At 65.2% G+C, this 24,325-nt stretch carries 25 protein-coding genes and 2 pseudogenes; 16 read left to right on the top strand and 11 right to left on the bottom strand.

Annotated elements, in window-relative coordinates; all coding sequences use genetic code 11:
• Window positions 1-13: 13 nt before the first annotated feature.
• The 4 genes from ACQP0C_RS30990 to ACQP0C_RS30975 all read left to right on the top strand — a co-directional run bounded on the left by ACQP0C_RS30990 (window position 14) and on the right by ACQP0C_RS30975 (window position 5,571).
• Complete coding sequence (locus ACQP0C_RS30990; RefSeq protein WP_433725662.1) at window positions 14-1,807, top strand: HEXXH motif domain-containing protein; 1,794 nt, start codon at window positions 14-16, stop codon at window positions 1,805-1,807.
• Between the two features lie 91 nt (window positions 1,808-1,898).
• Window positions 1,899-3,065, top strand: coding sequence for an FxsB family cyclophane-forming radical SAM/SPASM peptide maturase (locus tag ACQP0C_RS30985; RefSeq protein ID WP_433725660.1), 1,167 nt, complete (start codon window positions 1,899-1,901; stop codon window positions 3,063-3,065).
• Between the two features lie 77 nt (window positions 3,066-3,142).
• Window positions 3,143-4,450, top strand: coding sequence for an acyltransferase family protein (locus ACQP0C_RS30980; protein ID WP_433725658.1), 1,308 nt, complete (start codon window positions 3,143-3,145; stop codon window positions 4,448-4,450).
• A 248-nt stretch (window positions 4,451-4,698) separates the two neighbouring features.
• Window positions 4,699-5,571 (top strand): SDR family oxidoreductase, encoded by an 873-nt coding sequence (locus ACQP0C_RS30975; protein ID WP_433725656.1) that lies wholly within the window; start codon window positions 4,699-4,701, stop codon window positions 5,569-5,571.
• 214 nt (window positions 5,572-5,785) lie between these two features.
• Here ACQP0C_RS30975 and ACQP0C_RS30970 read toward each other — a convergent pair.
• The 5 genes and pseudogenes from ACQP0C_RS30970 to ACQP0C_RS30950 all read right to left on the bottom strand — a co-directional run.
• Window positions 5,786-5,881, bottom strand: a pseudogene (locus ACQP0C_RS30970) (YnfA family protein); the annotation flags it as partial.
• Between the two features lie 26 nt (window positions 5,882-5,907).
• Window positions 5,908-6,219: a hypothetical protein gene (locus tag ACQP0C_RS30965; protein ID WP_433725654.1), complete on the bottom strand. Its 312-nt coding sequence runs from the start codon at window positions 6,217-6,219 to the stop codon at window positions 5,908-5,910.
• A complete protein-coding gene (locus tag ACQP0C_RS30960) occupies window positions 6,209-6,661 on the bottom strand; it encodes a MerR family transcriptional regulator (protein WP_433725652.1) in 453 nt (150 codons plus the stop codon). The genes ACQP0C_RS30965 and ACQP0C_RS30960 overlap by 11 nt, the downstream gene beginning before the upstream one ends.
• Window positions 6,658-6,996: a hypothetical protein gene (locus ACQP0C_RS30955; protein ID WP_433725650.1), complete on the bottom strand. Its 339-nt coding sequence runs from the start codon at window positions 6,994-6,996 to the stop codon at window positions 6,658-6,660. The genes ACQP0C_RS30960 and ACQP0C_RS30955 overlap by 4 nt, the downstream gene beginning before the upstream one ends.
• A 137-nt stretch (window positions 6,997-7,133) precedes the next feature.
• A complete protein-coding gene (locus ACQP0C_RS30950) occupies window positions 7,134-7,406 on the bottom strand; it encodes a hypothetical protein (protein ID WP_433725648.1) in 273 nt (90 codons plus the stop codon).
• 841 nt (window positions 7,407-8,247) lie between these two features.
• Here ACQP0C_RS30950 and ACQP0C_RS30945 point away from each other — a divergent pair.
• Both ACQP0C_RS30945 and ACQP0C_RS30940 read left to right on the top strand, forming a co-directional pair.
• Complete coding sequence (locus tag ACQP0C_RS30945; RefSeq protein ID WP_433725646.1) at window positions 8,248-9,300, top strand: zinc-dependent alcohol dehydrogenase; 1,053 nt, start codon at window positions 8,248-8,250, stop codon at window positions 9,298-9,300.
• Window positions 9,301-9,341: 41 nt separating this feature from the next.
• A complete protein-coding gene (locus tag ACQP0C_RS30940; RefSeq protein ID WP_433725644.1) occupies window positions 9,342-9,794 on the top strand; it encodes a PaaI family thioesterase in 453 nt (150 codons plus the stop codon).
• A 232-nt stretch (window positions 9,795-10,026) separates the two neighbouring features.
• On the opposite strand, the pseudogene ACQP0C_RS30935 reads toward ACQP0C_RS30940, so the two are convergent.
• The 3 genes and pseudogenes from ACQP0C_RS30935 to ACQP0C_RS30925 form a co-directional block, all read right to left on the bottom strand.
• A pseudogene (locus ACQP0C_RS30935) lies at window positions 10,027-10,336 on the bottom strand (IMP dehydrogenase); the annotation flags it as partial.
• 173 nt (window positions 10,337-10,509) lie between these two features.
• Complete coding sequence (locus tag ACQP0C_RS30930; protein ID WP_433725642.1) at window positions 10,510-11,661, bottom strand: lipocalin-like domain-containing protein; 1,152 nt, start codon at window positions 11,659-11,661, stop codon at window positions 10,510-10,512.
• Window positions 11,658-11,978 (bottom strand): putative quinol monooxygenase, encoded by a 321-nt coding sequence (locus tag ACQP0C_RS30925; RefSeq protein ID WP_433725640.1) that lies wholly within the window; start codon window positions 11,976-11,978, stop codon window positions 11,658-11,660. Before ACQP0C_RS30925 ends, ACQP0C_RS30930 begins: the two co-directional genes overlap by 4 nt.
• A gap of 60 nt (window positions 11,979-12,038) precedes the next feature.
• On the opposite strand from ACQP0C_RS30925, the gene ACQP0C_RS30920 reads away from it, so the two are divergent.
• From ACQP0C_RS30920 to ACQP0C_RS30875, 10 genes are all read left to right on the top strand, one after another.
• Window positions 12,039-13,025 (top strand): GlxA family transcriptional regulator, encoded by a 987-nt coding sequence (locus tag ACQP0C_RS30920; protein ID WP_433725638.1) that lies wholly within the window; start codon window positions 12,039-12,041, stop codon window positions 13,023-13,025.
• Window positions 13,026-13,408: 383 nt separating this feature from the next.
• Window positions 13,409-14,206, top strand: coding sequence for a crotonase/enoyl-CoA hydratase family protein (locus tag ACQP0C_RS30915; protein ID WP_433725636.1), 798 nt, complete (start codon window positions 13,409-13,411; stop codon window positions 14,204-14,206).
• 247 nt (window positions 14,207-14,453) lie between these two features.
• Entirely contained in the window at window positions 14,454-14,621 is a 168-nt protein-coding gene (locus ACQP0C_RS30910; RefSeq protein WP_433725634.1) for a hypothetical protein, read from the top strand.
• A 95-nt stretch (window positions 14,622-14,716) separates the two neighbouring features.
• Entirely contained in the window at window positions 14,717-15,505 is a 789-nt protein-coding gene (locus ACQP0C_RS30905) for a hypothetical protein (protein WP_433725632.1), read from the top strand.
• Window positions 15,506-15,651: 146 nt separating this feature from the next.
• Window positions 15,652-15,990, top strand: coding sequence for a hypothetical protein (locus ACQP0C_RS30900; RefSeq protein ID WP_433725630.1), 339 nt, complete (start codon window positions 15,652-15,654; stop codon window positions 15,988-15,990).
• 407 nt (window positions 15,991-16,397) lie between these two features.
• On the top strand, window positions 16,398-16,526 hold the full coding sequence (locus ACQP0C_RS30895; protein ID WP_433725628.1) for a hypothetical protein: 129 nt from the start codon (window positions 16,398-16,400) through the stop codon (window positions 16,524-16,526).
• 48 nt (window positions 16,527-16,574) lie between these two features.
• Window positions 16,575-17,168 (top strand): DUF3159 domain-containing protein, encoded by a 594-nt coding sequence (locus ACQP0C_RS30890; protein ID WP_433725626.1) that lies wholly within the window; start codon window positions 16,575-16,577, stop codon window positions 17,166-17,168.
• Window positions 17,169-17,389: 221 nt separating this feature from the next.
• Window positions 17,390-18,016: a hypothetical protein gene (locus ACQP0C_RS30885; protein WP_433725624.1), complete on the top strand. Its 627-nt coding sequence runs from the start codon at window positions 17,390-17,392 to the stop codon at window positions 18,014-18,016.
• Window positions 18,007-19,548, top strand: a complete 1,542-nt coding sequence (locus ACQP0C_RS30880) for a hypothetical protein (RefSeq protein WP_433725623.1) — start codon at window positions 18,007-18,009, stop codon at window positions 19,546-19,548. Before ACQP0C_RS30885 ends, ACQP0C_RS30880 begins: the two co-directional genes overlap by 10 nt.
• A gap of 262 nt (window positions 19,549-19,810) precedes the next feature.
• Window positions 19,811-20,275 (top strand): hypothetical protein, encoded by a 465-nt coding sequence (locus ACQP0C_RS30875; protein ID WP_433725621.1) that lies wholly within the window; start codon window positions 19,811-19,813, stop codon window positions 20,273-20,275.
• A 143-nt stretch (window positions 20,276-20,418) separates the two neighbouring features.
• On the opposite strand, the gene ACQP0C_RS30870 is transcribed toward ACQP0C_RS30875, so the two are convergent.
• The 3 genes from ACQP0C_RS30870 to ACQP0C_RS30860 are packed head-to-tail and all read right to left on the bottom strand — an operon-like array spanning window position 20,419 to window position 24,288.
• On the bottom strand, window positions 20,419-22,059 hold the full coding sequence (locus tag ACQP0C_RS30870) for an AMP-binding protein (RefSeq protein WP_433725619.1): 1,641 nt from the start codon (window positions 22,057-22,059) through the stop codon (window positions 20,419-20,421).
• A complete protein-coding gene (locus ACQP0C_RS30865; protein WP_433725617.1) occupies window positions 22,049-22,990 on the bottom strand; it encodes an SDR family NAD(P)-dependent oxidoreductase in 942 nt (313 codons plus the stop codon). Before ACQP0C_RS30865 ends, ACQP0C_RS30870 begins: the two co-directional genes overlap by 11 nt.
• Window positions 22,987-24,288, bottom strand: coding sequence for a TetR/AcrR family transcriptional regulator (locus tag ACQP0C_RS30860; protein ID WP_433725615.1), 1,302 nt, complete (start codon window positions 24,286-24,288; stop codon window positions 22,987-22,989). The genes ACQP0C_RS30865 and ACQP0C_RS30860 overlap by 4 nt, the downstream gene beginning before the upstream one ends.
• Window positions 24,289-24,325 lie beyond the last annotated feature (37 nt).

The following is a 24,325-nucleotide window of genomic DNA, read 5'->3' as shown; positions in this document are numbered from 1 at the left end:
CAGGAGTGCAACCATGTCCGCCCCGACCATCGGTACCGACGATGCAGCGGCCGAGCTGTTCACTGGTTACGGCACGGAGTCAGCCGTCGTCCGGATGACTTCGGACATGCTGACCGTACGACTCGTACTACTACGCGCGCTCATCACCGAAGTCACCGCTCACCAGCCGGAAATCGATGCCGCCGCCGGCCTTTCCGATGCCTATCGGGTCCTGACCGAGCTGGAGGAGTCACATCCGGCCGCGGTCGAGGCACTGCTGGTCTACCCGCACACCGGGGTTTGGCTCGGCCGCGTGCTCCAGCGCGTGCGCAACGCCTCCGACGATCGGGAACCGACTCCGTTGTGGGCCGACTGCGGCTACCTCGGCTGGTTGGCGGCGGCCGCCGTGGTCACGAATCTGCCCAGCGGATCGATGCGGGTTGTCGTACGCAACGGCGAAGTCATGCTGCCCGGGATCGGGATGGCGCGGGTTGGATCCGCGGGCGACTACGGCCACTGCAAGCTGACCTGGGTGGCTGGCGCGATACGCATCGTCGCTGACGGCAGCGCCCCGATCCGGGTGGCATCGCCGGCGGACGAGTCCGACCCGGCGTGGCTGCCGCTGCGGCGGGTGCACGGCGGCAACGGCGAACCGGAGGTCGTCCTCGATGATCTCGATCCGTTCCGCGACCTGCCCTCGGGTACGGCACCGCGGCTCACGACCGACGAATTCGGCACTTGGCAAAAGGATTTCGCGCAGGCCTGGCACCTGCTGCAACGAGACTTCCCCGGCTATCTGACGCCGATGCGTGCCTGCCTGCGGCTACTGACGCCGCTCACCGCGCGACCGGTGGCGGCGACCGTCGGCCACACCGCCTTCAGCGGGACCGGCTGTGTGTACATCACGGCCCCGAAGGACTCTTGCGAAATGGCGGTGTCGCTGATCCACGAGATCCAGCACAGCAAACTCGCCATGCTCGCCGATCAGGTGCTGATAGTGGATCCCGACCCGACGTGTCGCTTCTACGCGCCGTGGCGCGATGATCCACGGCCGATCCTCGGTCTGATGCACGGGATCTACGCCTTCTTCGGGGTCACCGACTTCTGGCGGGTACACCGGCACGCCGACTGCCACCGATCGATGCGGGCGCACATCGAATTCGAGCGCTGGCGTACACAACTGGCGACCGCGATGGTGGAGGCATCGGGTTCGGGCCTGTTGACCGAGCGTGGCGAGGAGTTCATGAGCGCGCTGACCGCAGGCGTCCGGCTGTGGGCCGACGAGGACGTGCCGGCTCAGGCGCGCGACGCGGTGGCCGAGATTCTGGTAGCACATCGCACTTCTTGGCAGGTCCGCAACCGTACATCCAACGACGCCGAGCTGGCCGAGCTGGCACAGCTGTGGGTCGCGCGAGCGGCACCTCCGGCGATACTGCCGTCCGTACGGTACGTGGATCAGGAGACGATCCCGGATCGCCACCGCGATCTGCATATTCCGGTGCGGCTGAGACTGCACGACCCGGCCGCCGTTTCGAGCGTCGCGCCCGCTGATCTGCCCCGCGGCACCCGCGCCTACCTGGCCGGCGAGCCAGCCGAGGCCGTCGAGTTGTACGCCCTGGAGCTGCGCGTCGACCCGCTGCTCCCGCAGCTCTGGGCCGGTATGGCCCTGAGCCTGCCGGAACTGTTCCCCGACAACGACTTCGGCGTTCTCGATGATCGGGCCGAGGTGGCGGCGCGCCTGTACCAGCGGCTGCTGTCCGAGGGCATCGAGACCGACGTGGTCGAGCTGGTGCGGTGGTTGTCCGACCGCCCACGCACCGATATCTGAAACCAGGAATCGAGAACACACAATGGAACCGACATCGGTGGCACTGGGGCTGCCCGCAGTGCGGAAGTCATGGCCCGAAACGGGACTCGACGTGGCCGCATTGCGGCGCAACGGATTCGAGCCCCTGCCGTTTACGGAATTTCTCCTCAAGATTCACAGCCGATGCAATCTGGCGTGCGATTACTGCTACATCTACGAAATGGCCGATCAGAGTTGGCGGGAGCAGCCGAAGGCGATGCGCCGGGAGGTTTTCGACGACGCCCTCCGAACAATCGCCGATCACGTTCGCAGGTTCGGCCCTCCCGCGGTGAGCCTCGTCTTCTTCGGCGGCGAGCCGCTCATGGCGGGTCATGCCGATCTCGAGTATTTCGCATCGCACGCGCGGGCGGCGCTGGAGCCGATTACCGCTGTCACCCTCACTCTGCAGACCAACGGCGTGCTGCTCGACGACGAGTTCCTGAGAATCTGCGACGACTGGGACATCAGCATTACCGTCAGTCTCGACGGTGATGAGCACAGTCACGACCGCCATCGCCGGGACCGCCGTGGCGCTGGGAGCTACTCTCGGGTCGCTGCCGCCCTCGAGAAATTCACGGCCGGCGATCGGCGGCATTTGCTCAACGGTCTGCTCTGCGTCATCGACCTCGCAAACGACCCCTTGCGGGCCTATGAAGGATTGCTCGCGTTTGCGCCCCCGGCAGTCAATTTCGAGATTCCACTGGGCAATTGGACGACGCCGCCCCCCGGGTTTTCCGCCGATCCCGGAGTCACTCCGTATGCGGACTGGCTGATCACGATCTTCGACCGCTGGTATGGCGCGCCGCAACTGGAGACGCGGATCCGAATGTTCGAGAACATCATGGACCTGCTGCTGGGCGGGACGGTGGAATCGGAGGTATGGGGCCTCGGTCCCACCCGCATAGCGGTGATCGAAACCGACGGCAGCGTAGCGCAGATCGACGACTTGAAGGCGACCTTCTCGGGTGCGACCAAACTGCCTGCCGGCCAATACAATCCGCTCGACCGGGCAATGCTGGAACCCGAGATCGTAGCGCGCCAGATCGGCGTGGACGCGCTCAGCGACACCTGCCGCGCCTGCTCGATACACACTGTGTGCGGCGGTGGACACTACGTCACGCGATACCGTGAGGGCGACGGCTTCCGAAATCCCTCGGTGTATTGCGCCGACCTGACCAAATTGATTCGCCACATCGAATCGCGGATGCGCGCCGACGTCGCCACGGCACTCCACGGGTGACCACTGCCAGGGATACGAGGCCGGTTTGCACGCCACATATTCACCACGCGTTCAGCCGGGGCGAGTAATCCGAAGTCATGGTGACCCAGCCCGACCGGGCGATGCGGTCCAATGTGCTCGAACGCGATTGGACCATCGATATTGTGCGCGTCTGCTCGATCACGGTGGTGGTTGTCGTGCACTGGATATCGATCAGGGTCACCGTGGTCGATGGCACCGTTCGCGGCGATCCGGCGCTGCACGGGCGACCCATCTGGGCACTGACCTGGCCGCTGCAGGTGATGCCGATGTTCTTCCTTGCGGGCGGATTCGCCAACACCGTGATCGTCGACCGATACCGTGCCCGAGCCCGAACCTATGGGGACTACCTCGGGTTGCGGGCGCGGCGGCTGACCACCCCGATGATCGCGCTGATCGCCTTCATCGTCGCACTCGATGTCGGCCTCGACGCCTTCTCCGAACGGGCCGCCGCGGCGACCGCCGATGTCGTTGCCAGCCCGCTGTGGTTTCTCGCGGTGTACCTGATCGCGGCCATGGTCGCGCCGTTTGCCGTTCGCGCACACGATATTTCGGCATTGCTGGCGCCGGTGGTGTTGCTGGGCTGCTCATTCGCGGTGGACGCGCTACGCTTCGGCGGGGTGGGCCGGTTCGCCGAATGGAATCTGATATTTGTCTGGCTGTTCTGCCATCAGCTCGGAATCCTCTACGCCCGTGGGACATTGGGTCCTATCGGGGACGGCCGTGTACTGCTGATAGCGGCGGCGGGTATCGGCGTGCTGATTGTCATGGTGGTGCCAGGACCGTACTTTCCGACGATGCTCGGGCTGGCCGATGCCCCGGTCTCCAATCTCGCACCGCCGACGACGGCGCTGTCGGTTCTCGCGGTGACGCAGTTCGCGGCGCTGACACTGGTATCCCGCCGGCTGACCGGCTGGGAGCCGCGCGGACGCGCCCGCCGTGTGATCACCACCGGGGCAACGCAGTTGATGAACATCTATCTCTGGCATATACCGGCAATGGCCATCGTGACAGGGGCAGCGTTTGCAGCTCCGATGTTGCTACCCAGCGATGCCGGCACCTGGTGGGCCGCACGCCCGCTGTGGATCGTCGCGGCCGCGGTCGTACTGTTCGGATTCGTCCGGATCACCGATCGGTGGGACGCGTTCTGTGCCCGATACGCCGCCCGCACCGCAACAGTTCCGGTCCTTGCAGGCTCATTGTTAGCGGTAGCGGGCATATTCGCGATCTGGCGCCACGGCCTTTCGCCATATGGGATGGCTGGTCTCGCCGCGCTCACCGTCGTCCTCGCCACCGCACTGCTCACCACGACCCGGCGAATCGCCCCGCCCGCTGGCTACCGCCCGTCATCCGCGCGGACCGGATAACGGCTTTCGGATGCGCGAGCCGAAGGAGATCTCGATGGGTCCAGCTGTGCGGCAGCCCCGAATGGCTCGCCGAACTCACGCCATCCCATCTTCGTGATTCAAGCGGGAGCAATGACTGATTCCTGGGGTGAGCATGAACGAGAGGCCGGTGCGGGCGGTGAGTCCGGCGGCCTCGTTGGTGTCGCCGAGGTCGAAATAACGAATTCTCGTGATGTGACGAGATGGTCTTTACCGGAAGTGTTCATGTCATGAGCAGCACAGAGATTCGCCCCGCCCGCCCGACCGTTCTCGTTACCGGCGCGACCGGCGCCGTCGGCCGCCACCTCGTCACCGCCCTCCTCGCCCGCGGTGCCGCAGTCCGCGCCCTGACCCGCAAGCCAGAGGACGCGAACTTGCCGGCGGCGGTCGAGGTCGTCGCGGGCGACCTCGCCGACGCCTCGACCCTGGGCCCGCAGGTGTTCGACGGCGTCGATCGCGCCTTCATCTTCCCGGCACGCGGCATCGACGTCTTTCTCGACGCGGCCGTCGCCGCCGGCGTGCACCGCTTCACGGTCCTGTCCTCGCTGGCCGCGGCGATGGAATTTCCCCGTGACCACGGCTCGGCAAGTCAGCTGCACCACAGCGCAGTCGAAGCCGCCGTCACCGATCGCACCGACGCGTGGACGATCCTGCGCCCCGGCACCTTCGCCAACAACCTGCTCGAATGGCGGTGGCAGATCAGCTCGGGCGCACCCATCCGCGCAGCGTACCTGGCATCCGCGCAGGCACCGGTGCACGAATACGACGTCGCCGAGGCCGCCGCCGAGACGCTGCTGTCCGACGACCACATCGGGCAGATCATCCCGATCACCGGCCCGCAGGCACTCACCCGCACCGAGCAGGTCGCCACGATCAGCGCCGCACTCGGACGACAGATCCCGCTGACCGAGATCACCCCGGACGAATTCCGTGCCGAGACAGCGCAATTCATCCCCCAGCCGATCATGAAGATGCTGCTCGACTACTGGAGCGACACTCTCACCACCCCCGACCAGGTACGTCCCGCCACCGCCGTGACCGGCAAGCCTGGACGCACCCTGGCGCAATGGGCCACCGATCACCGTGCCGACTTCGGCGCCTGACCACTGCACCGACCGTGCGGCCCGGCCACCCAGCCGGGCCGCACGGTGTAGTCATGCCGGGGGCCTACGACGGGAATCTGGACAACCGGACCTGTTCGTCCAGCAGATCACCGGTCAAATGATCGTCGCGACAGTGGGATAACTGCTGACGGAACCGGCCGCTGATCAGACACAACGATCGGCGGCCGGTCTTGTCCGGCACGCTGGACCGCCCGAGCCACGAATGTCGTTGTGCGCTATTCAGCCACGCGCCACCGATTTCGGCGACAGCGGCCAGAACGAACAGCAGGATCGAACGCGACACGGTCATAGCCGTCGAACCCTACGAAACCGTGGTCAGCGGGCCGCGGCGGTAGTGCATCCGCACCCTTCCGACTCGGAGCCCTCGGCGGCGGTGCCGCCGCAACCGCTATCGCTGCCGCATCCGGAGCGGCGACTGCGGGCACGGGCCCAGAACCATCCGGCAACCCCGCCGATGATCAAGGCGAATCCGAGAGGTTCGAGCCACGACAGGCTCAGCAACGCGATCCCGCCCGAGGCGAGGCCGGCCGCAGTGAGCAGCGGCGCCAGACAGCAGCCCACGCAGATCAGGGTGCCAAGCCCGATCGGCGCCCACCACCGGCGGGTCTTGGTGGTTTCAGCAGTCACAACGCCCTCCGCCGCCGGTGGTGGTGTCGTTCTCGCCGGTAAACGGGATTGGGCAGCACGGGCTTTCGCTGCACGCCAGGAGGTCGTCGCATCCGGCGGCCAGCGCTGCGACCAGGGTGTCGCGCACCGTGGCGAGCTCGGCGAGTTCGGCATCGACCTCGGCCAGCTTCGCGCTTGCCCGCGCGCGCAGGCCAGCGTCAGCGCGGCGCCCGGGCAGCTGGGTGGCCGCGATCAGGTCACCAACTTCGTCAAGGGTGAACCCGAGACGCTGAGCGGCCTTGATGATCCGCAACAGAGCAACCGTCTGCTCCGGGTAGAGCCGATGCCCGCCCAGGGAACGATCCGGCTCGCTGAGCAACCCGCGCCGTTCGTAGTAGCGCAGCGTCTGCACATTCACTCCGGCAGCCGCAGCGACCTGCCCGGTGCGCAACCCCGTGCTCATCGGCCCGCCAGCGCGGCTATACGCTGCTCGAAGGCATCGAGCACAGCGATGTAGGCCGGCGGTACCTCGACGCGCATCACCGGTCCGGCCTCGCCGGTGTCGAAGGTGAAGGAGAAGAACGAGCAGCATCCGGACTCCCGTGCGGCCAGATCCCGCCCCAGTGGTTCGGCGCCGCCTGCGAGGGCCAGCTCGAGCCGGGTCCGCTCCGGGCGCGTGGACCCGCGCACCGAGGAGGCGAAAAAGCTGTCGAACTCGGCCACCCTCATCGGCTGTTCGACGGTCGGCAGTGTGCACGAGTCCGGCACCCAGCCCTCGGAGTCGAGATTGATCGTCATAGCCCCACGGTAAACCTGTACCCAGGTACCGAATGCAAGCCCAAAACGGGGCAACGATGCATTATTGGGCGTCAGGTGGGCAGGCTGACACGGAACTGAACCCAACGCCGATCTCCAGCCCGCGCAGATCCGTTCGGTCAGTCACTGCCCCAATCACCACTGCCCCAATCGCCACTGCCCCAATCATCGATGCCCCAGTTATCGATGCCCCAATTGCCGATGCCCCAATCGCCACTGCCCCAATCGCCGCCGTCCCAAGGGGGATCAACCTGCATCGCACCGGGTACGTGCGTCGGCGCAGCCATGGTAGGAACCGCGGCCGCCGTCATCGGAACCGCTATGGCGGCTCCAACGAGTGCGACCTTCGCGAGCAGCAGGCACATGGCGGTTCGGTGCGTCTTGTTGGTCATCGTCATCACCTTCTTCCGGCGAGTTCGTCGCACGGACATGACCCGCCGATTTTCGATTTGCTAGACATTCGCCAATACGTCTGATGTTAGGCAGCCTGCACCGTCGTCGCCACCACGCGATAAGCCCGATTACACTCCTGGTGCGGTCGGGATTTGCGTCCCCCGGGATCAGTACACATGGTCTATCTGTGACCGGCCGGCTGTCCGACGCGGTGTGCACAGCGGCTTCGCGCTCGACTTCCCGCGCACGAAATCGCGTGCCGACTTGTCGAATGGGTTGACGTCGATGATGTCACCGAGGTGGGTTGGGGTGATGCCGGGTGCCGACGTAGGCAGCTGCCGCAATTCGAGGAACTCCGCTGCACACCTCGCCCTCTGACCGATCAGCTATGTGTAGCGGTCGTGGCGGAGCATCGCGCCATAGTCGATGCGATGCACTGCCCGGAAGCGCGGGACAGTGGTGAGGATTCCCGGCGGTCGGCCACGGCTCGGCTGGTACTCCGATATGGATCTGACACCGCCGCCGCAACGCTACGGTGGTGCAGCCGCCTACATTGTCGCAAACGTTAGCTCTTTTGTCGCAATCTCACTCATGCCATGGTTAGCGTCATGAGCGTGGAAGCGAAACACGAATAGTCAACTCGTTCAGCATCACTGCGGTGAACGTCGAGGCGTGCGACGGACACGGCACACGTCCATGCCGCGCATCCACCGATCAGCACTGATCGCGCGTGACCGAATGCCTTACCCCAACCGCAGTGTGCAGCCTCTATCCGAGGCTGCGCGCACTGCGGCCCACCAGTCCGGCAATGCCGCCGGACCGAGAAGAAAGCTGCGATGCATGCGAGCGCTCTACTACGACGGAGCCGGAGGCTTGGAATGGCGCGACGATCCCGAGCCGGTGATCCGAAGCCGGACCGACGCACTGATCCGGCCCATCGCGGTCTCGCCCTGTGATCTGGATCAGCGAGTGATCCGCGGGTCGGTGCCCCTGCCGGGCGTCGACGCTCCGTTCGCCATCGGCCATGAAGGTGTCGGGGAGGTCATCGATGTCGGGGACGCGCTTACCGGGATCGCCCCGGGTGACCTGGTCGCGATCCCGTATCACGTGTCCTGTGGGAACTGCGACCGGTGCCACGCAGGCCTGCCACTGTACTGCCGGGCAACCGCCGCCCACGGTGTGGCGGCGTACGGAATCCCGTTCGGCGGCGGATACGGCGGTTTGTTCTCCGAACTCGTGCGCATCCCGTTCGCGAACTATGCACTGCTCCCGCTGCCGCCGAACGTGTCTGCGCTGCACGCGGTTTCGGCGGGCGACAACCTCGCGGACGCATGGCGCTCGGTGGTTCCGCACCTGCGCCGCGATCCCAGCGCCGATGTCCTGGTGATGGGCTCCGGCGCCATCGGTCTCTACAGTGCCGATATCGCACGCGCCTGCGGCGCTCGCCTCGTGCACTATGTCGACCCCGACGAAGGGCGGCGCCGCACCGCCGCCGAGTTCGGCGCTCGGACCAGTGCGCCCGAAGAGTTCGATCCGAACGACCACGAATACCAGATCGCCCTCAATCACAGCGGCGGGTCACGCCGTGCCTTGCGCAACGCGATCTTGGCAACGGCGCCGGGCGGCTATGTCGAGAGCAGCTCGTTCTATTTCGCGGATATCGAACTGCCGGTACCGGCGATGCATATGAAGGGCATCCACTTCTGCAGCGCTCTCAGCAACGCCCGCGCACACATGCCCGAGGTGCTCAACCTGCTGTCCAGCGGCCGCTTGCATCCGGATCGGATCATCACCGATGTGATCGCGTTCGACAGCGCCGACGAGGCGATGCCGACTGCCGGGTTCAAACCCGTCTTCGTTCGTAGCTCCAGCACCGGCATCGAGGACATGTGAGCGCGCTCGAAGACCACCCCGACACCGACAGGACGACAAGCATGACCGCCGCCGACTTCACCGCCATGACCGGACTCGAACTGATGCGCTGGGCCCAGCGGGAGCGGCCTGCCGACATTCCGTCCATCGGCCGCCTTATCGGCATCACCATCGAGGAGGTCGAGGAGGGGCACGCGACGATGTCGGTACAAACCAAACCCGACTTCTCCAACCCCCTCGGCCAAGTCCACGGCGGCATCGCGGCCACTTTGCTCGATTCGGTCATGGCGTGTGCCGTGCACACCACCCTTCCGGCCGGAGCTCGGTACACCACCCTCGAGCTGAAGGTGAACTACATCCGCTCGGTCGCGCTCGATGCCGGTCGAATCACCGCTGAGGGCAGGGTGATTCACGTCGGGCGCACGGTGGCCACCGCCGAGAGCAAGGCCCTCGATGACAGCGGCAAGCTCGTCGCGCATGCCACCACGACCTGCATGATCTTCCGCTCCCAGTAGACCGGCCCGGGTGTGCGGCGACCGATCGCCGCGCACCCGGCAGGCCGTCTCCACGACTATCGCAGCGGCGCACGTCTCTGACGAATTCCGCTATGGCAGTGCCGATCTCATCAGTGCACGACAGTCTCCTCCGGCCCACAACGCCAACCGTCCGCCGATACCGCGATGACGGGCGGGTGGGAATCGGCGAACCCTCGGTGATGTCGCACCCGATCGTCGGACCCGGCATGAGTCAGGGGCGGATGAGGACTTTGAGTGCTGTGCGTGTGTCCATGGCGCGGTAGCCGTCGGCGATGTGGTCGAGGCCGGTCTCGTGGTCGAAGACTCTGCCGGGCTCGACGCTGCCGTCCAGTACGCCCGGCAGTAGGGTCTCGATGTAGGCGCGGACCGGCGCCGACCCTCCGGTCAGCGTGATGTTGGGGGCGAACAGGCTGGCGAAACCAATTGGGGCGCTCTTATATTGCGGAACGCCGACACGGCTGATCACGCCGCCGGGGGCGAACCACACCGACAGCCTGCTCGTAGGCGGCGTGGGCGATGGCCGCATTCGCCTACGACTTCGCCTGCGGCCGTGGCAATTTGGTCGCCGATGCGCGGTCTGCTGCGTTTCGTCGATTCTCCCGAGTTCGCCGCAGTAGGTGAGCGTGCGCGCCCACCTACTGCGGTGATGTCGCGCCGAGGCGGTGTTATCGCTGACCGCGGGTCGGTCTGCCGGTCAGGCTTGGTGGCCGATGATGAGGGGCCGCTCCTCGCTGACCGGTGTCACATCCACCGGTGGGTGGGAGCGTTCACCGAAATACAGCAGTTCCCACACGGTCTTCGCGCTGAGCGCTTCGGCGTGACCGTCGCGGGTTTGAATGAGATCGACATCGCCGAGGAATCGGTGGTATGCGCCGTGTTGGCCGAAATCGATCCGGAAGATGTCCGCGGTGTAGCGGAACGTGACGGTGTAGGTGGTGCCGGATTCCTCGATCGAGTACTGCACGCGCCTGTCGACCGGCACACCGCTGTCGGGATGGATCGACCGGTCGGCGGTGACCACCTCGACGCCGTCGCCCACTCTGGCCGCCACGATCTCGCTGCCTCTGGCGATCAGCAGCACGGGAACCGTTGTGCCGCCGTAGTTGTCGTTGACGACGAAGGTCAGTGACACGATAGTGTAGTCGCCCAGAAGCGCTCTGCCCCAATACCAATGATCGAGAACCTTGCGCGGAGCGATATTGCCCCAGTTGTGGTCGTGATAGCCGAGCCCACTCGATGCGGTGGTGCGACCGTCGACGGTCAGCGTGGCCTCGACCGCGCCGCGCGCCACGACCGGCAGCCACGCGATGTAATGCTCCTCGTCGGCGCCGAAGTACAGGAAACCCGACTCCGGCCGCCACGGCGGCACCTGTGGCGTGAGGGTGAGGTCCACGGTGAACTCGTCGAGCTCGACGTGGATCTCATAGTGCCGGTCCTCGATGCGAAACACGTTGGGGCCGATGCGCACATCGCAGGCGTCGGTCGCGGCGGAGAACTCCGTCGGCTTTCCGAGGTAGGTCTTCTCGAGCCGACTGCCGTCGGCGCGGGTCAATGTCACCAGCACGAACGGGGTCAGGGGCGCCTTTGGTGACACATAGGGGGGTTTGGTGTGGAACTCGATGGTCAGGACCGAACCATCGTCGAGGTGGCCATCGAAGTACCACCACTCGAAGGTCCCATCGGCCGCGCCGGTCCGCAGACCGTCTTCCCAGCCGTGGATCACTCCGGGAGTTTCGTTGGTTCGTTGATAGTGGCTTTCGGTCCGGCCGACAACGGCTTTCATCCCGCGCTCCTCATCTCGGGCGGCCACGTTCGGCGCGGCCGCGACGGCGACGGCGTCGATCACGCCGACTCGTTCTTGACCGCGATCACCGACAGTGGCGACACGACCGGAGGTTCGGCGAGCAGTTCGGCGCCCTCGCCGAGGATCAGCTTCGCGGCCTGACCGGCCATGTGGGCCTGCTGCGCCTCGGGTGAGACGAAGATATCGACCAGATGGAACGTCGACGGCTCGGTCGCCGATCGGCCCGCCAGCCACACCGTTGTCCCGGCTTCGGCTCGGATGTGCGGCAGGGCACGTTCGAGGACTTCCGCGAATGCGTCGGCCTTGTCGTCAGCGGTTGTGAAGGTGACCAGGATCGCTGTGTTGGTGCTCGTTGTCATGACCGTGACTCTAGGAGCGCGAATAGTCACGATTGCGACAAATCAGCTACTCTTTGCGACATGAGGATCGGCGTTGCCGCGATCATGGGCGGCTGGGACTCCGGCCTGACCACTGTGCTGGATGTGCTGCGGACCGCCGAGGCGGCCCGTGAACGCGTCGATCGCGACATTCCCGCAATCTCGGTACAGGTCGCCGCGGCCGTTCCGACGCCGGTGCCCACGCAGGGCGGGCTGCTGGTCCCGATCGACTTCACCTTCGACGATGCTCGGATGGATCAACTCGACGTGCTGGTGGTGCCCGCGATCGGCGCGAACAGTCCGCCCGGTGTGATCGATGCGTTGATGCGCCCCGACATCTCCGGTTTGCGCGCTCGACTGCGGGACTGGGCCGACGAAGGGCGTCAGCTCGCGGCCGCCTGTACCGGCACGCTGCTGCTCGCGGAGTCGGGGATCCTCAACGGGCGCCGGGCAACCACCAGTTGGTGGCTCAGCACCGAATTCCAGCGACGCTATCCGCGGGTTGAACTCGACATGTCCCGAATGGTGGTGCGGGACGGGCACATCACCACCGCGGGCGCGGCGTTCGCTCATATCGATCTGGCGATCAATCTCGTCGCCCGGGTCAGTTCGCAACTGGCCGAGTTCACGGCCGCGACACTGCTGATAGACCAGCGTCCGGCCCGCAGCGTCGACTCCGCGCTGGGTTACCTGTCGACTGCCGATCGGCTGATCACCGACTTCGAAACCTGGGCGCGGCTACACCTGGCCGAACCGATCTCGGTTGCCGATGGCGCGGCGGCCATCGGCACGACCCGCCGCACACTGGAACGTCATATCCGGCAGCGACTGGGCACCACCCCCAACGCGCTCGTCCAACAGATGCGCGCCGAACGGGCTCGACATCTGCAGCGCACCACCAACCTGACCCTCGCCAAGATCGCGCCGATGGTCGGGTATCAGAGCACCACCGCACTGCGCAAGGCGCTCAATGCCAGCCAAGGCCGCGACAACGCGGAAGCGCAACCGTCGGTCGTCTCCCACAACTGAGCGCGCAACTTCGCTGCCCGCCGAACCGGCCACCGCCGTGCGGCGACACCATGACCATCCGGGTAAGCCACTGTCGCATAGGGATATTCGAGCAACTGAACCGGCATCGATTGTCCAGGTGGACTTTTGGGAGTGCTGGCGCGGTCGCCGCGGCGTACTTCGCGCGATGGCACGAACGCGGTGAGGAATCCGCACACCGATATGTCGCAAACGTTGCTTGCCATGTCGCATCAGTGACCTTTGTGCTGCGTAGCGTCGACCGCGATGACGAGTGGGTGGGTGTCGCAGTGGCTGGACCACGCGCTCTTCTACTCGACCAGGAAACAACGGTGCGCGCCGGGCTACGGCGAACACCAACGACAGCACGGATCGGAGTTCAGGCATTGATCAAGAATTTGCGGCCCAGCGAGGTACTCAGCGTCGAGAAGTCGGGTCGCGTGCTGCTGATGGGCCTGAACCGGCCCGCCAAACGCAACGCGTTCAATATGGACCTGCTGCGGGCGCTCGCAAACGCGTACTACGTGCTCGACACCGACGAGGACCTGCGCTGCGGTGTCCTCTACGGCAACGGCGACAACTTCACCGGCGGACTCGATCTCGCCGATGTGCTGCCCCAGATCGTCGATGACAATGTCGATTGGGCCGAAGACGAACTCAACCCGGTCTCCACCACCGGCCCGGCACGAACAACTCCGGTCGTCGCCGCCGTGCACGGATGGTCCATGACCATCGGCATCGAACTGCTCCTGGCAGCCGACGTCCGAATCGCCGCCGCCAATGCCCAATTCGCCCAGATGGAGGTGCAACGCGGAATCTTCCCGCTCGGGGGCGCCACCTACCGGCTGCCGCGGGAAGCCGGGTGGGGCAACGCGATGCGCTGGCTGCTCACCGGAGATCCGTTCGACGCGAACGAAGCATTGCGTTTGGGGGTCGTCCAAGAGGTCGTCGACACCGGCCAACAGCTCAGCCGCGCAATCGAACTGGCGCAACGAATCAGCGAGCAAGCCCCTCTCGGAATCCGCGCGACCATGGCCTCGGCTCGGCTCGCACTCACCGACGGTGAAGTCGTCGCGGGCGACGCGATCCGAGATGAGCTGCGCCGCCTATCCACCAGCGACGACGCCAAAGAAGGCATGCTGTCATTCCTGGAGCGCCGTCCCGCCCAGTTCACCGGGCGTTAAGGGCTCGCGGCTGTCGGGTACTCGCGCGGCCGCCAAATCCCGCGCTCTCTCATTCGGGACAGGCAGCACATGCTGGACGTCCGGTTCGGTGCAGAATCTTGCCCGGTGCTGCCGCTGCATGTCCAGATCCTGCTCGCCCCGCGGATTCCGGGGTCAAAATTGGCACACGGTCGTTGTTCAGCATCATTCCCGCTATCAGGTCGCGTTTCATTGTCGATGACCGAGTTCGACCTGATGAGGAGTAGCTGTGCAGAGCGATGTGAAAGTGAAAGAAGCCAAAGGACGTTTCGTCGACATGTTCGACGCCGCAGTCACCGAATTGAAAGAAGACCGTGATGCGGTGACCGATGTGCGGGAACGGCGCCGCACTGGGCGTCCGATGATGCCGCGGATGACACCGGACAACAACTGGTGAGCAGAACACCTTCGGTGGGGCAGGGATTGCCTTTCACCGGCGCGACGATAGTTTCCTATCTGCAGAAGGAAGTTCATTCACTGTACGGTGCGGCGTTGCCCACCAGTCGAATCGAATTGTTCGGCGTGGAGAGTGGCTATTTCCTTCTTCCGATGCAGATGGCGGCTGAGCGTGGTGTCGGCGAGGCAACCCTGTTCGACATGGCAGTATGCGCCGGATATGGACACGCGTTCCACCGGTTGGTGGATTGGCATGTGGACGAGTTGGCGATGACCTCCGATGATGCGCTGCTCCTCGCGCCGCTGGCCGAGCAATACGAGGAACGGCTCGCACGGTTGGCCGGTCCGGCGCTGCGCACGTTGAACGGCTATCGGCAGGACTACTACCGGCGTTTCGTGGAGGCGCGTGAGCGCGAGCGCGAACGTGCGCGAAGCGGTCATGTCTTCGGTAGCGACGATATCTTGGCCTTGGGGGATAAGTCGGGCCCGCTGATGGTGTTGTTCGATCTGGCGGATGTGTTGTCGCCGGATGGGCCGACCTTCCACCGCCAAGAGTTCTATTGCAGCCTCCAATTGTTGGCGGTCGGACTCCAATTGGAGGACGATGTCCACGACTACGCCGAAGATTTCGCATCCGCGAACATCACCTATCCCATCGCCAGAGCGGCTGAACTCGCAGGAGTCGCACCGACCGCGCAGGATTTGACGGCGGACGACATCGGCGGACTCATTCGCCTACTGGAGGTCGATGCGCATTGCCACCGGTTGGCCGCGACCGCATTCCGAGAATCCGCGGAGCTAGCGGTCGGGGCAGGATGGAAACCGTTCGCCGATATAGCGTCGAGTTGCGCGGCGCGGGCGGCGGAGCTGAGCAGGTCGGATTGAGCACCTTCGCCACGGTCTTGCTCAGCCAGAGCCCGCGGCCCTGGAATCCGCGGCGTGTCAGCATTGTCAGCACGGCCTTCGCGACGATGTGCCGGACCCGATACTCCCATGCGTCCCTCGAGGTGGACGGCGTCACGTTCACATACATGACGTCGGGACTGAAGGTCCGGCCTCGGCCGGTTTTCGACAAGCGGATGTTCGAGGTATGTGAGATCGGTTGCGCACCAGTCGATATGCAGGTGGTTGCCGCGGCGGCGGGACCGGGTACGGCCTATGACTGGGGCGCGGTGTCGCGCGGTATTCCGTTCCTGTTGGCGGGGCGGGCACTGCCGTATCAGCCGATCCGCGGCGACCGGTATACGTGCACGTCGTTCGTTGCGTACGCGTGTGGGTTGCATCCGATAGGTGCGCGGCAGGTCAACAGGTTTACGACGACGGCGGATATCGAGGCCGCGTTGTGCGGCATCGGTAGGCCCGCCCCGTGACGATGCATCGGTCGAGCGGCGATCAACCAGCCACCTCGATACCGGATATCGTTGGATGGTTTCGGGGCAGGGTCGGCACGACGATGCTGCTGACTGCTACGCCGGCTCATCCGAATCGCCTGGTGCGCAGCGTGTCCGGTAGCCGGTACGGGCACGCTATCGCGGTTGTCGACGGTTGCGTCGATCGCGCGGCAGCGTTCGGTCCCGGCGGGTTCACCCTGGCCCCTGTCGAGGACTACTTGCATGCTTCCCTGTCCTGCGCGACAGTCGAATTGGACTGCCGCATGGATATTGGCGAACTTTCGGCATGCCGACGATACGACTACGCGACATGCCTGGTCGGCGGGCTCACTTACCGATGGGGTCGGGTGCCGCACTGGTCGCCGCGACGGGAACACTGGACATGTGTGACCGCGTTCGGACCGGCGCTGGGCATCGAACTGAACCGCTTCGCGGTGCCCGATGTCTTCCTGTCCCTCGGTATGCCGAGGCATTTCGTCCGGGTCGAGGGTGACCGCTTTCGTTCGGCGGGCTGATCGATGCAATCGCACCAGCGGAATGCACTCGCTCGCGTCTACGAGCGCATGGGAGGACTGGCGGGGCTGGTCTACTCCAGCCTCCCGACCATCGTCTTCATAGTCGTCAACCTGACGCTGGGCTTGGTGCCCGCCGTCGTGGTCGCGATTTCCGCAGCTACCCTGATCTTCCTGTGGCGAGTCCGTCTCCGGGATTCATGGCGGGGCGCCATGCTCGGCCTGATCGGGGTGGGCATCTGCGCCGCCACCGCCTACGTGACCGGTTCAGCCCGAGCCTATTTCCTGTACGGAATCTATGGCAGCCTCCTGTACTGCGCGATCTTCACCGTATCCATCCTGGTGCGACTCCCCATGGTCGGCATCATCTGGTCCGCCCTGGCCGGTGGCGGCATCGCTTGGCGCCGCAACAGCGCAATCATCCACCGATACGACATCGCCACCGCCGCATGGGCTCTCATCTACGGTGGACGCTTCACCGTCCAATCCCACTTCTACCGCACAGGCGCCGATCTTTGGCTCGCGATAGCCCGCCTGGCCATGGGTTGGCCGCTCGGCGCGGTCGGCATGTTCATCACCGTCCTCACCATCCGCCGCGTAGACCAACTCCTCGCCCCAGCCGACCCCGAACAGATAGTCGAGTAGAACTGCGCCGCAACACTATTGGACGGGACCGCCCCGCAGACTGGGCAACACCGCGAGCAGATCCTTGCCGCGGATGGCGGCTAACCGTGCGCTTGTCCGCACCCTGCAACTCGGGTTGCCGAGGGGTGTCAGTTGCGCTGGGTCGGCATTACAGGTTGACATTCCATGTCGAGTTGTAACATGCTTCGGGCGTTCGTGGTTCAGGAAGGGGACCGACGCTGATGACCGAGCATGCCCAAGCGGCGCTTCAGTTGGTTCGAGACAGCGGCCAGTTCAAGTGGTATGTCATTGCGCTGCTGCTCGTGGTGATCTACGTGTACGCCACCGAGGTCGAGCGGCGGAATTGGAATGTGTTCTTCGCCGGGCTCGCGCTGTGGGGTATGGACGGGTTCAACGAGATATGGAACTCCGTGGTCTTCCATGCCACCGGTCGCGCACCGGTCTGGGGCGCGACCGGGCCGACCGCTTATCAGCTGCTCATCGGCCTCAATATCGAGATCTGTTTTATGTTCGCGATCATGGGTGTGGCCGCGGCGAAGATGTTGCCCCCCAAGCAGACCCGCATTCTCGGAGTGCCGAACCGGCCGGTGCTCGTCGCGGTGAACTCGGCCGCGGCCGTGCTGGTCGAGGTGCTGCTCAATAAGATCGGTGTGCTCACCTGGGATTGGTCCTGGTGGCAGGCGAGCTTTCCGCTTCTCATCTTCTTGATCGGATACGTTCCGTTCTTCGCCGTCTGCTTCTGGGTCCACGACCTGGCCACGGTGCGCGCCAAAGTACTCGCCGTAGGCGCGATCCTGGGTGTGGATGCCACGGCGATCATCGTTTTCGGAGCACTGGGGTGGCTGTGAAGGTGCGCGCGAACAACAAGGCTGTTCTCGCTGCTGTTGCGGGACTGATCGTCGCGAGTCTCACGGCGAATCCTGGTGCGAGCGCCGATGCCGATAGTTGCACGCTGGTCGGCACGGTGGGGACACCCGAAGTGGCCGAGGACGACAGCAACGCCGGACTCGATGCGATGCCCGTCGCGGAGACCGCACCGCCCGCCGAGGTATACCTGCGCAGTTCCACCGAATCGTTCAATCGCCGTTGGTCTTTCGCGGCTCGCGATGGTCATATCTATGTCAAGGAAGCCGAGGTGAGTGGTGGGTGGCGGCACCTGCCGCTGCCCAGCTGCCTCGAGGGCCGAATCTCGGGCGTCTCCGCCGATGACGACGAGGTCATGGCCATCGATCGCGACGGCCGATTCTTCACCATGGACCACGCGCTGAGCGCACCGAACGACTGGAACTGGAGCAGCCGCTACGGCAACCCGCTGTGGACCGGCCCGGGCAACACATTGCCTGCGGGCACCCTCGACTGGAGTTGGTCGGTGCTGTCGCCGAACGAGGACCGGCACTGGCGCGACACCGCCGACAATGATCATTCCGTCGGCGGCGCGAAGGTCTCGCATGTCTTCGCACTGACCGATGGCGGCCGCCGGATCCGATACATCGACCCATGGCTGCCCGTCGACCACGGCTATGAAATGGCCACCCCGGCCCGCGGGCGATTCCGCGCCGTCGCGCTGTCCACGAGCGGATCAACGACATTGGTGGTCAACCGCTTCGGCGATCTCTACACCCGGCTGTACGACTTCGACATCTCCGGTGCGGACAAGGTCTTCTTCCGCTACTCCTACGACGATCAGCGGGGGCTGCCAGCGGCTGCGGACATGTTGTCCGAACGCATCGACACCCACTACGCCGCGATCCAGCTTCCGGCTCCCGAGTGGGTGCGCCAACCCAAGATCCCCGGCGATATCACCGACCGCGTCTCGGTACACAAAACCGGCATCGGATCGGACGCGCGTGAACTACGCGTGGAAGGAGTCAGCGGCAACCGCACGGGCTATTGGACGAAAACGCTCACCGCCTCCGCATGGACCTTCGTTCCCACCGATCAGCCGCTGACCGGGCATCGGCTCGACAATTCCGCCGCGGACCGAACCGTCGACGAGTCCGCCTCGCCCACAGGCGATTCGTATGCCGGAACGTCGGCGGCCGGGTGGACCGCACGCATCGAATCCTTCGATGTCGCGGTCACTCCCACGCCGCTGCGGCTGAGTTTCAGCGACGGTTCACACCTGGATCTCGTGCTGCACACCGTCGACGGGTTGCGGCAGTCACCGCGGCAATCGGGAATCAGCACGCAGTCGAGGCATTTCGACGGCACCATCGAAGTTCCCGACCAGGTACTGAATTCGCTCGCCACCGAACCTGCTTCGGTGCGCGAATTCCTGACGACCACACTGGGGGCGCGCCGCTTCACCGACACCGCCGTCGAGGTCACCACCGGTGAGTTCCGAATTAGCGAAATCGGTCTCACCATGGCCCACCAGTGATGCGCAATTGCGCGGTGGCCGCGCGGGCAGTCCCTTGCCCAGGTCGGTCTGAAGGTACGCCTCCAGCGCCGTTGTCGAGATAGATGAGCGCACAGCTGCTCGGGCAACCTGCGGCGAAGGGATATCCCGCAGTGGATCTGCATCCGCCCACAAGTTGCTCGCGGTGATCCTGCTTGTTGCCGCTCTTGCCGTCTCCGGAGCTGTGTCCGGCGATAGTGGGAAATCCGAATCGAGATCGGCAGCCGATCGCGAGAATTGAGTCATGTCGACAGGAGTCGTTTCAACGTTGGTTACGGGTCTGCTGCCGCTACTCGGCGCGGGGCTCGGCTCATCGGCAACGCTTATGGTGCAACGGAGTTCGGCGCGTGCCGCGAAGCTAAAGTTCCTCGCGGAGAGTCGCCTTGCCCGCAGAGAGGAGGTGAAGTCAGCGATCATCGACTACCTCGAGACAGCACAGCGACTGCAGGGCGAACTCGATATCCGAGAGCGCGGAGGTACCCCCGCCGATCTGAAGCGACTGATCGAAAGCGTGTGGCTGGCAGAGAAGCGGGTCGAGATCATATGCTCAGATGCTTTGCGGGACAGGGTAGTTGCCCATGCGCGGGGATTGCACGACGCCGTTCGCGACCCCGCGACATACCCCGACTGGTGGTCTCACTGCGCGTCCCTCCAATGCGACCTCCTCGCAGAAGCAAAGGCAGAGCTGATACCCGAACACGATTGGTGAATCCGTTCAGCAGACGAACAACGGCATCATCGACCAGCCGCGCTCACCAACCGCGCGCGGTTGCGGCTGGTGTTCGGGCAAGGCGACAGATGTGGGGGAGTAGCCGAGGATCGTGATGGTGCGATGTGGCCGCGCGCACACTGCTATCCAGCGATGGTTCTTCTGTGACTTTCCAGCTCGCGGCGCAGGATCTTGCCGCTCGGGTTGCGCGGAATCTGTTCGAGCGCAATGAATTCCTTGGGCACCTTGTAGCGTTCGAGTCGTTCGCGGATGTGCGTTTTGAGTTCGTCGGCGGTCGGTGGGGTGCGACCGGCGGCGGTGGCGAAGTAGGCGCGCAGCACTTGTCCGAATTCAGGGTGCGGCACGCCGATTACGACGACGTCGGTGACGGCGGGGTGTTCGGCGATGACATCCTCGACCTCCTTGGGGTAGATGTTCTCGCCGCCGGAGACGATCATGTCGTCGTCGCGGCCGTCGATGTAGATCCGGCCTCGGGCATCGAGATGTCCCATGTCCCCGGTGTTCACATAGCCGTCGACCACTTCCTTCGTGGGGGTCGTCGACGTTGCGTCGGATACATAGCCGTGGTAGCCGAGTCCGCCGCGCACGAAGATGCTGCCGGTCTCACCGATCGCGGCGGGGGTGCGGTCCGCGCGCAGGATGCGCACCGAGACGCCGATGGCCGGGCGTCCCGCGGTCTTCGGTGATTCGGCCAGATCCTCGGTGGTGGCGATCGAGACCATGCCGGCCTCGGTGGAGCCGTAACCGTTCACCAGGATGGGACCGAAGGCAGCGATGAACTGGCTGATCGTGGCAGGCGCGATCGGCGCCGCTCCGGTGACCGCCAAACGCAGTGAGCCGGTGCGGAATTCGCGACGCCGCTGTTCCGGTATCCCCACCAGGCGCTGCACCATCACCGGTACCCCGACGAACACCGTGGCGCGATGGTTCTGCACATCGGCGAGTGCCTGCTCGGCGTCGAAGCGCCGGTGCGTGATCACCGTCGTGCCGAGGGCCAGCGCGCCCATCATGATGGCCAGTCCGAAACCGTGGAAGAACGGTGGGGCCATCACTATCACGTCGCGGGAGTTGAATCGGGTGGCCGACATCGCGGTGGCTACCATCTCCAGCACCGTGCGCTGGCGCAGCGGCCGGGACACGCCTTTGGCGAGTCCGGTGGTGCCCGAGGTGAGCAGGGTGATCTTCACCGGATGACGCACCGGTGGTGCGGCCGGATGTGACTGTCGGGCAAGGGAATCCAGTGATAGCGGCGCCTCGGTGTCCTGCCAGGCCCGGACCCGGGTGCCAGGAAATCCGCAGGCGTCGATCGCTTCGTCGTACTCCTGGTCGTGCACCAGGATGTCGGGACGGTGCCGCTCGAGAATCTGGGCGAGCTGTGCCCGCGGTAGATCGGTATTGAGAAAGACGAGTTCGCAACCGAGTTGGGCGCCGACCACCGACGCCTCGATGAAGCCACGGTGGTTGCGGCACAGGATGGCCAACGTCGCCGCGCCCGGATGGCGGTTGTGCAATGCCGCGGCGATCGCGTCGGCGCGATGCTGCAACTGTCGATAGGTAATCGCACCATGCTCGTCGATGACGGCGCGGCGATCGCCGTAGCGGGCCGCCGATATGGCCATAACGGTGGCGATCGAGGGCCCGAATCGCCGGACCGCATCGGTGATCCGGACCGCCGTGGTGAGGCCGACCGGGCGCAACGCACCCGAAGTCGCCAGTGGGACAACCGCATTCCGCCATTGGAAGCCGGTGTGGTCAGGCGACATCGTCGTCTCCCTTCTCGACACTGGCCAGCGAGGCCGCGGTGTCGCCGAGGAAGCGGTAGATGAAAGTGGTGAGCAGTTCGATCGGGGTGCGCAGCAATGGCACCAGCACCGCGAGTGGCCAGCCATAGACCGGGGTCAGGGTGCGCGGCTTCTTGACGATCGCCTTGGCGATGACATGCCCCGCCTGGCGGGCGGACTGCCCGGGCAGTGCGGAAATCCAGCCGCTGGGTGCGCTCATTCGGGTGAACATCGAACCGGCGTAGAAGGTCGTCAGCGTGACGCCGTCGGGGCGGGCCTCCATCCCGACCGCCCGCATCCAGATGTCGAAGGCCGCCTTCGAGGACACATAGAACCCCCACTTCGGGGTGACCGGAAACATGACGGCCACGGTGGAGACGTTGACGATGTGGCCGGATCCGCGGGCCCGCATGCTCGGCAGCAGCGCCAGCGTCAGCCGCATCGGTCCGAGGTAGTTGGCCGAAGTTGTGGTGTTCAGATCCTTGGGTCGGTCATAGGACAGGTGGATCGACCGCCGCAGCGATTTGCCCGCGTTGTGCACGAGGTAGTCGACGTGGCCGAACTGGGTCAGCACCTCATCGGCGAAGGATTTGATGGAATCCTCGGATGCGAGATCGAGGGGGATGGCGACAGCGCTTCCGCCCGCGGCCTTGATCTCCGTCACGATGGTCTGCAGTTGTTCCGCCGACCGCGCGCCGAGGACGACGGTGGCGCCCGCAGCGCCGAGCATTCGAGCGGTGGCTTCGCCGAGACCGTAGGACGCGCCGGTCACCACCGCGATCTTGCCAGCGACCTCGCGGCGCAGCCGGCCCGGGTTGCGCAGCCCGCGCGGGCCTACCAGCCAGGCGACGCCGCGCCCTATCGGTCCGGCCGCGAGCCAGTTGTTCGGTCCGTTGTCCAGAGATGTGGTCACTCTTGGTGCTCCGTCTGCTTCGTGGGTTGGGCGTGCTCGAGGAGCGCGTTGATCGCGCGGGAGGAAAGTGGGGTGCCGGGGTCGAGCGTGAGGATCGACTGTCCGATGGTGTACAGGCTCGCGACCAGTAGCTCGCGCAGTTGCACGCGACTGATGTCGCGGGTGCGTAGCCAATCGGCAACGGCGCCTTCGACAAAGGCCATCCAACCTGCCATCGCGGTACGCGCGAGTGCGGTACCGGCACCGCCGGTGAGTTCCTGCATCATCGCCGTGACGAAGCGATCGATGTGCCGATGGTGCATCGCCCGCAGATCGTCGTCGGTCACCTGCGTCGACAGCGCGAGCGGTGAGCCTTGCCTGGCTTCGGCCTGATCGATGTAGAGGTCGAGACCGCGAATGAGCCGGGGAACGGCCGGACCGCGCAGCGCTTGGAGTTCATCCCAGAAGTCGCTGTAGACGGCGTCGGCCGCGGCGAGGTAGAGGCCGCGCTTGCCACCGAAGTGATAGTTGATCAGGCCTATCGCGGTGCCTGCCCGCTGCGCGATCTCGGTGGTCGATACCTCGTCGAAACGCTTCGAGCCGAATACTTCGATCGCGGCATCCAGCAGGGCCGAGCGTGATTCGTCGCTGCGTGCGGTTCCGCCGCGGCGCTTTGAACGTTTTTCAATATCGGTGGGCGACCGCTCGCTTGGTTGAACAGTTTTCAACTCGGTGGCGTTGGCCGCGGCGAGCAGAGCGGGCAGTAGCCTCGCGACGGGACCGGTCGAGATCGTCGGATCGATCGTCCGTTGGATGCTCAGCCCCAGACCCATGCTGAACACCGCCTGTGCGGCGTCGGCCGAGAAGTCGGACGAGCCGTTGCCGGTTACGGCGGCCAGCAGCTCGGCGATCGCCGACCGCAGCGCGGCCAGGTTCGCCGCGATCTGGTCGCGCAGCCGAGGATCAGCACGGCTGGTCAGCGTGAGTTCGAACGCGAGCTGGGTGAATCCGACATCGTCGATGCGCTTGCGCGCCCAGTGCGTCAATGCGGCGATGCGGTCCTCGGCCGAACCCCGCATCTCGGCCACGGCGGTGATCTCCGCGAGCGCCTCGGTATGGATCAGTTCGAGAACTTCCAGGCAGAGCTCGTTCTTATTGCGGAAGTTGGAATAGACCGCGCCCTTGGAGTAGCCCGCCGCCTCGGCGACCCGCGCCAGCGAGGTATTCGCCATGCCGTCGGCGATGAACAGATCGCGGGCGGTTCGGGCCAGGTCGGCGCGCGTTCGCGCCTGGCTTTCCGGTCGCGTCATTCTTGACATGAATTCAAGATACCACTGGTATCTGGATTCTGTTAGT

The organism is Nocardia sp. CA-129566 (genome assembly GCF_050956075.1).
Taxonomy (GTDB): domain Bacteria; phylum Actinomycetota; class Actinomycetes; order Mycobacteriales; family Mycobacteriaceae; genus Nocardia.
This window is presented reverse-complemented; position numbering and strand designations above follow the sequence as displayed.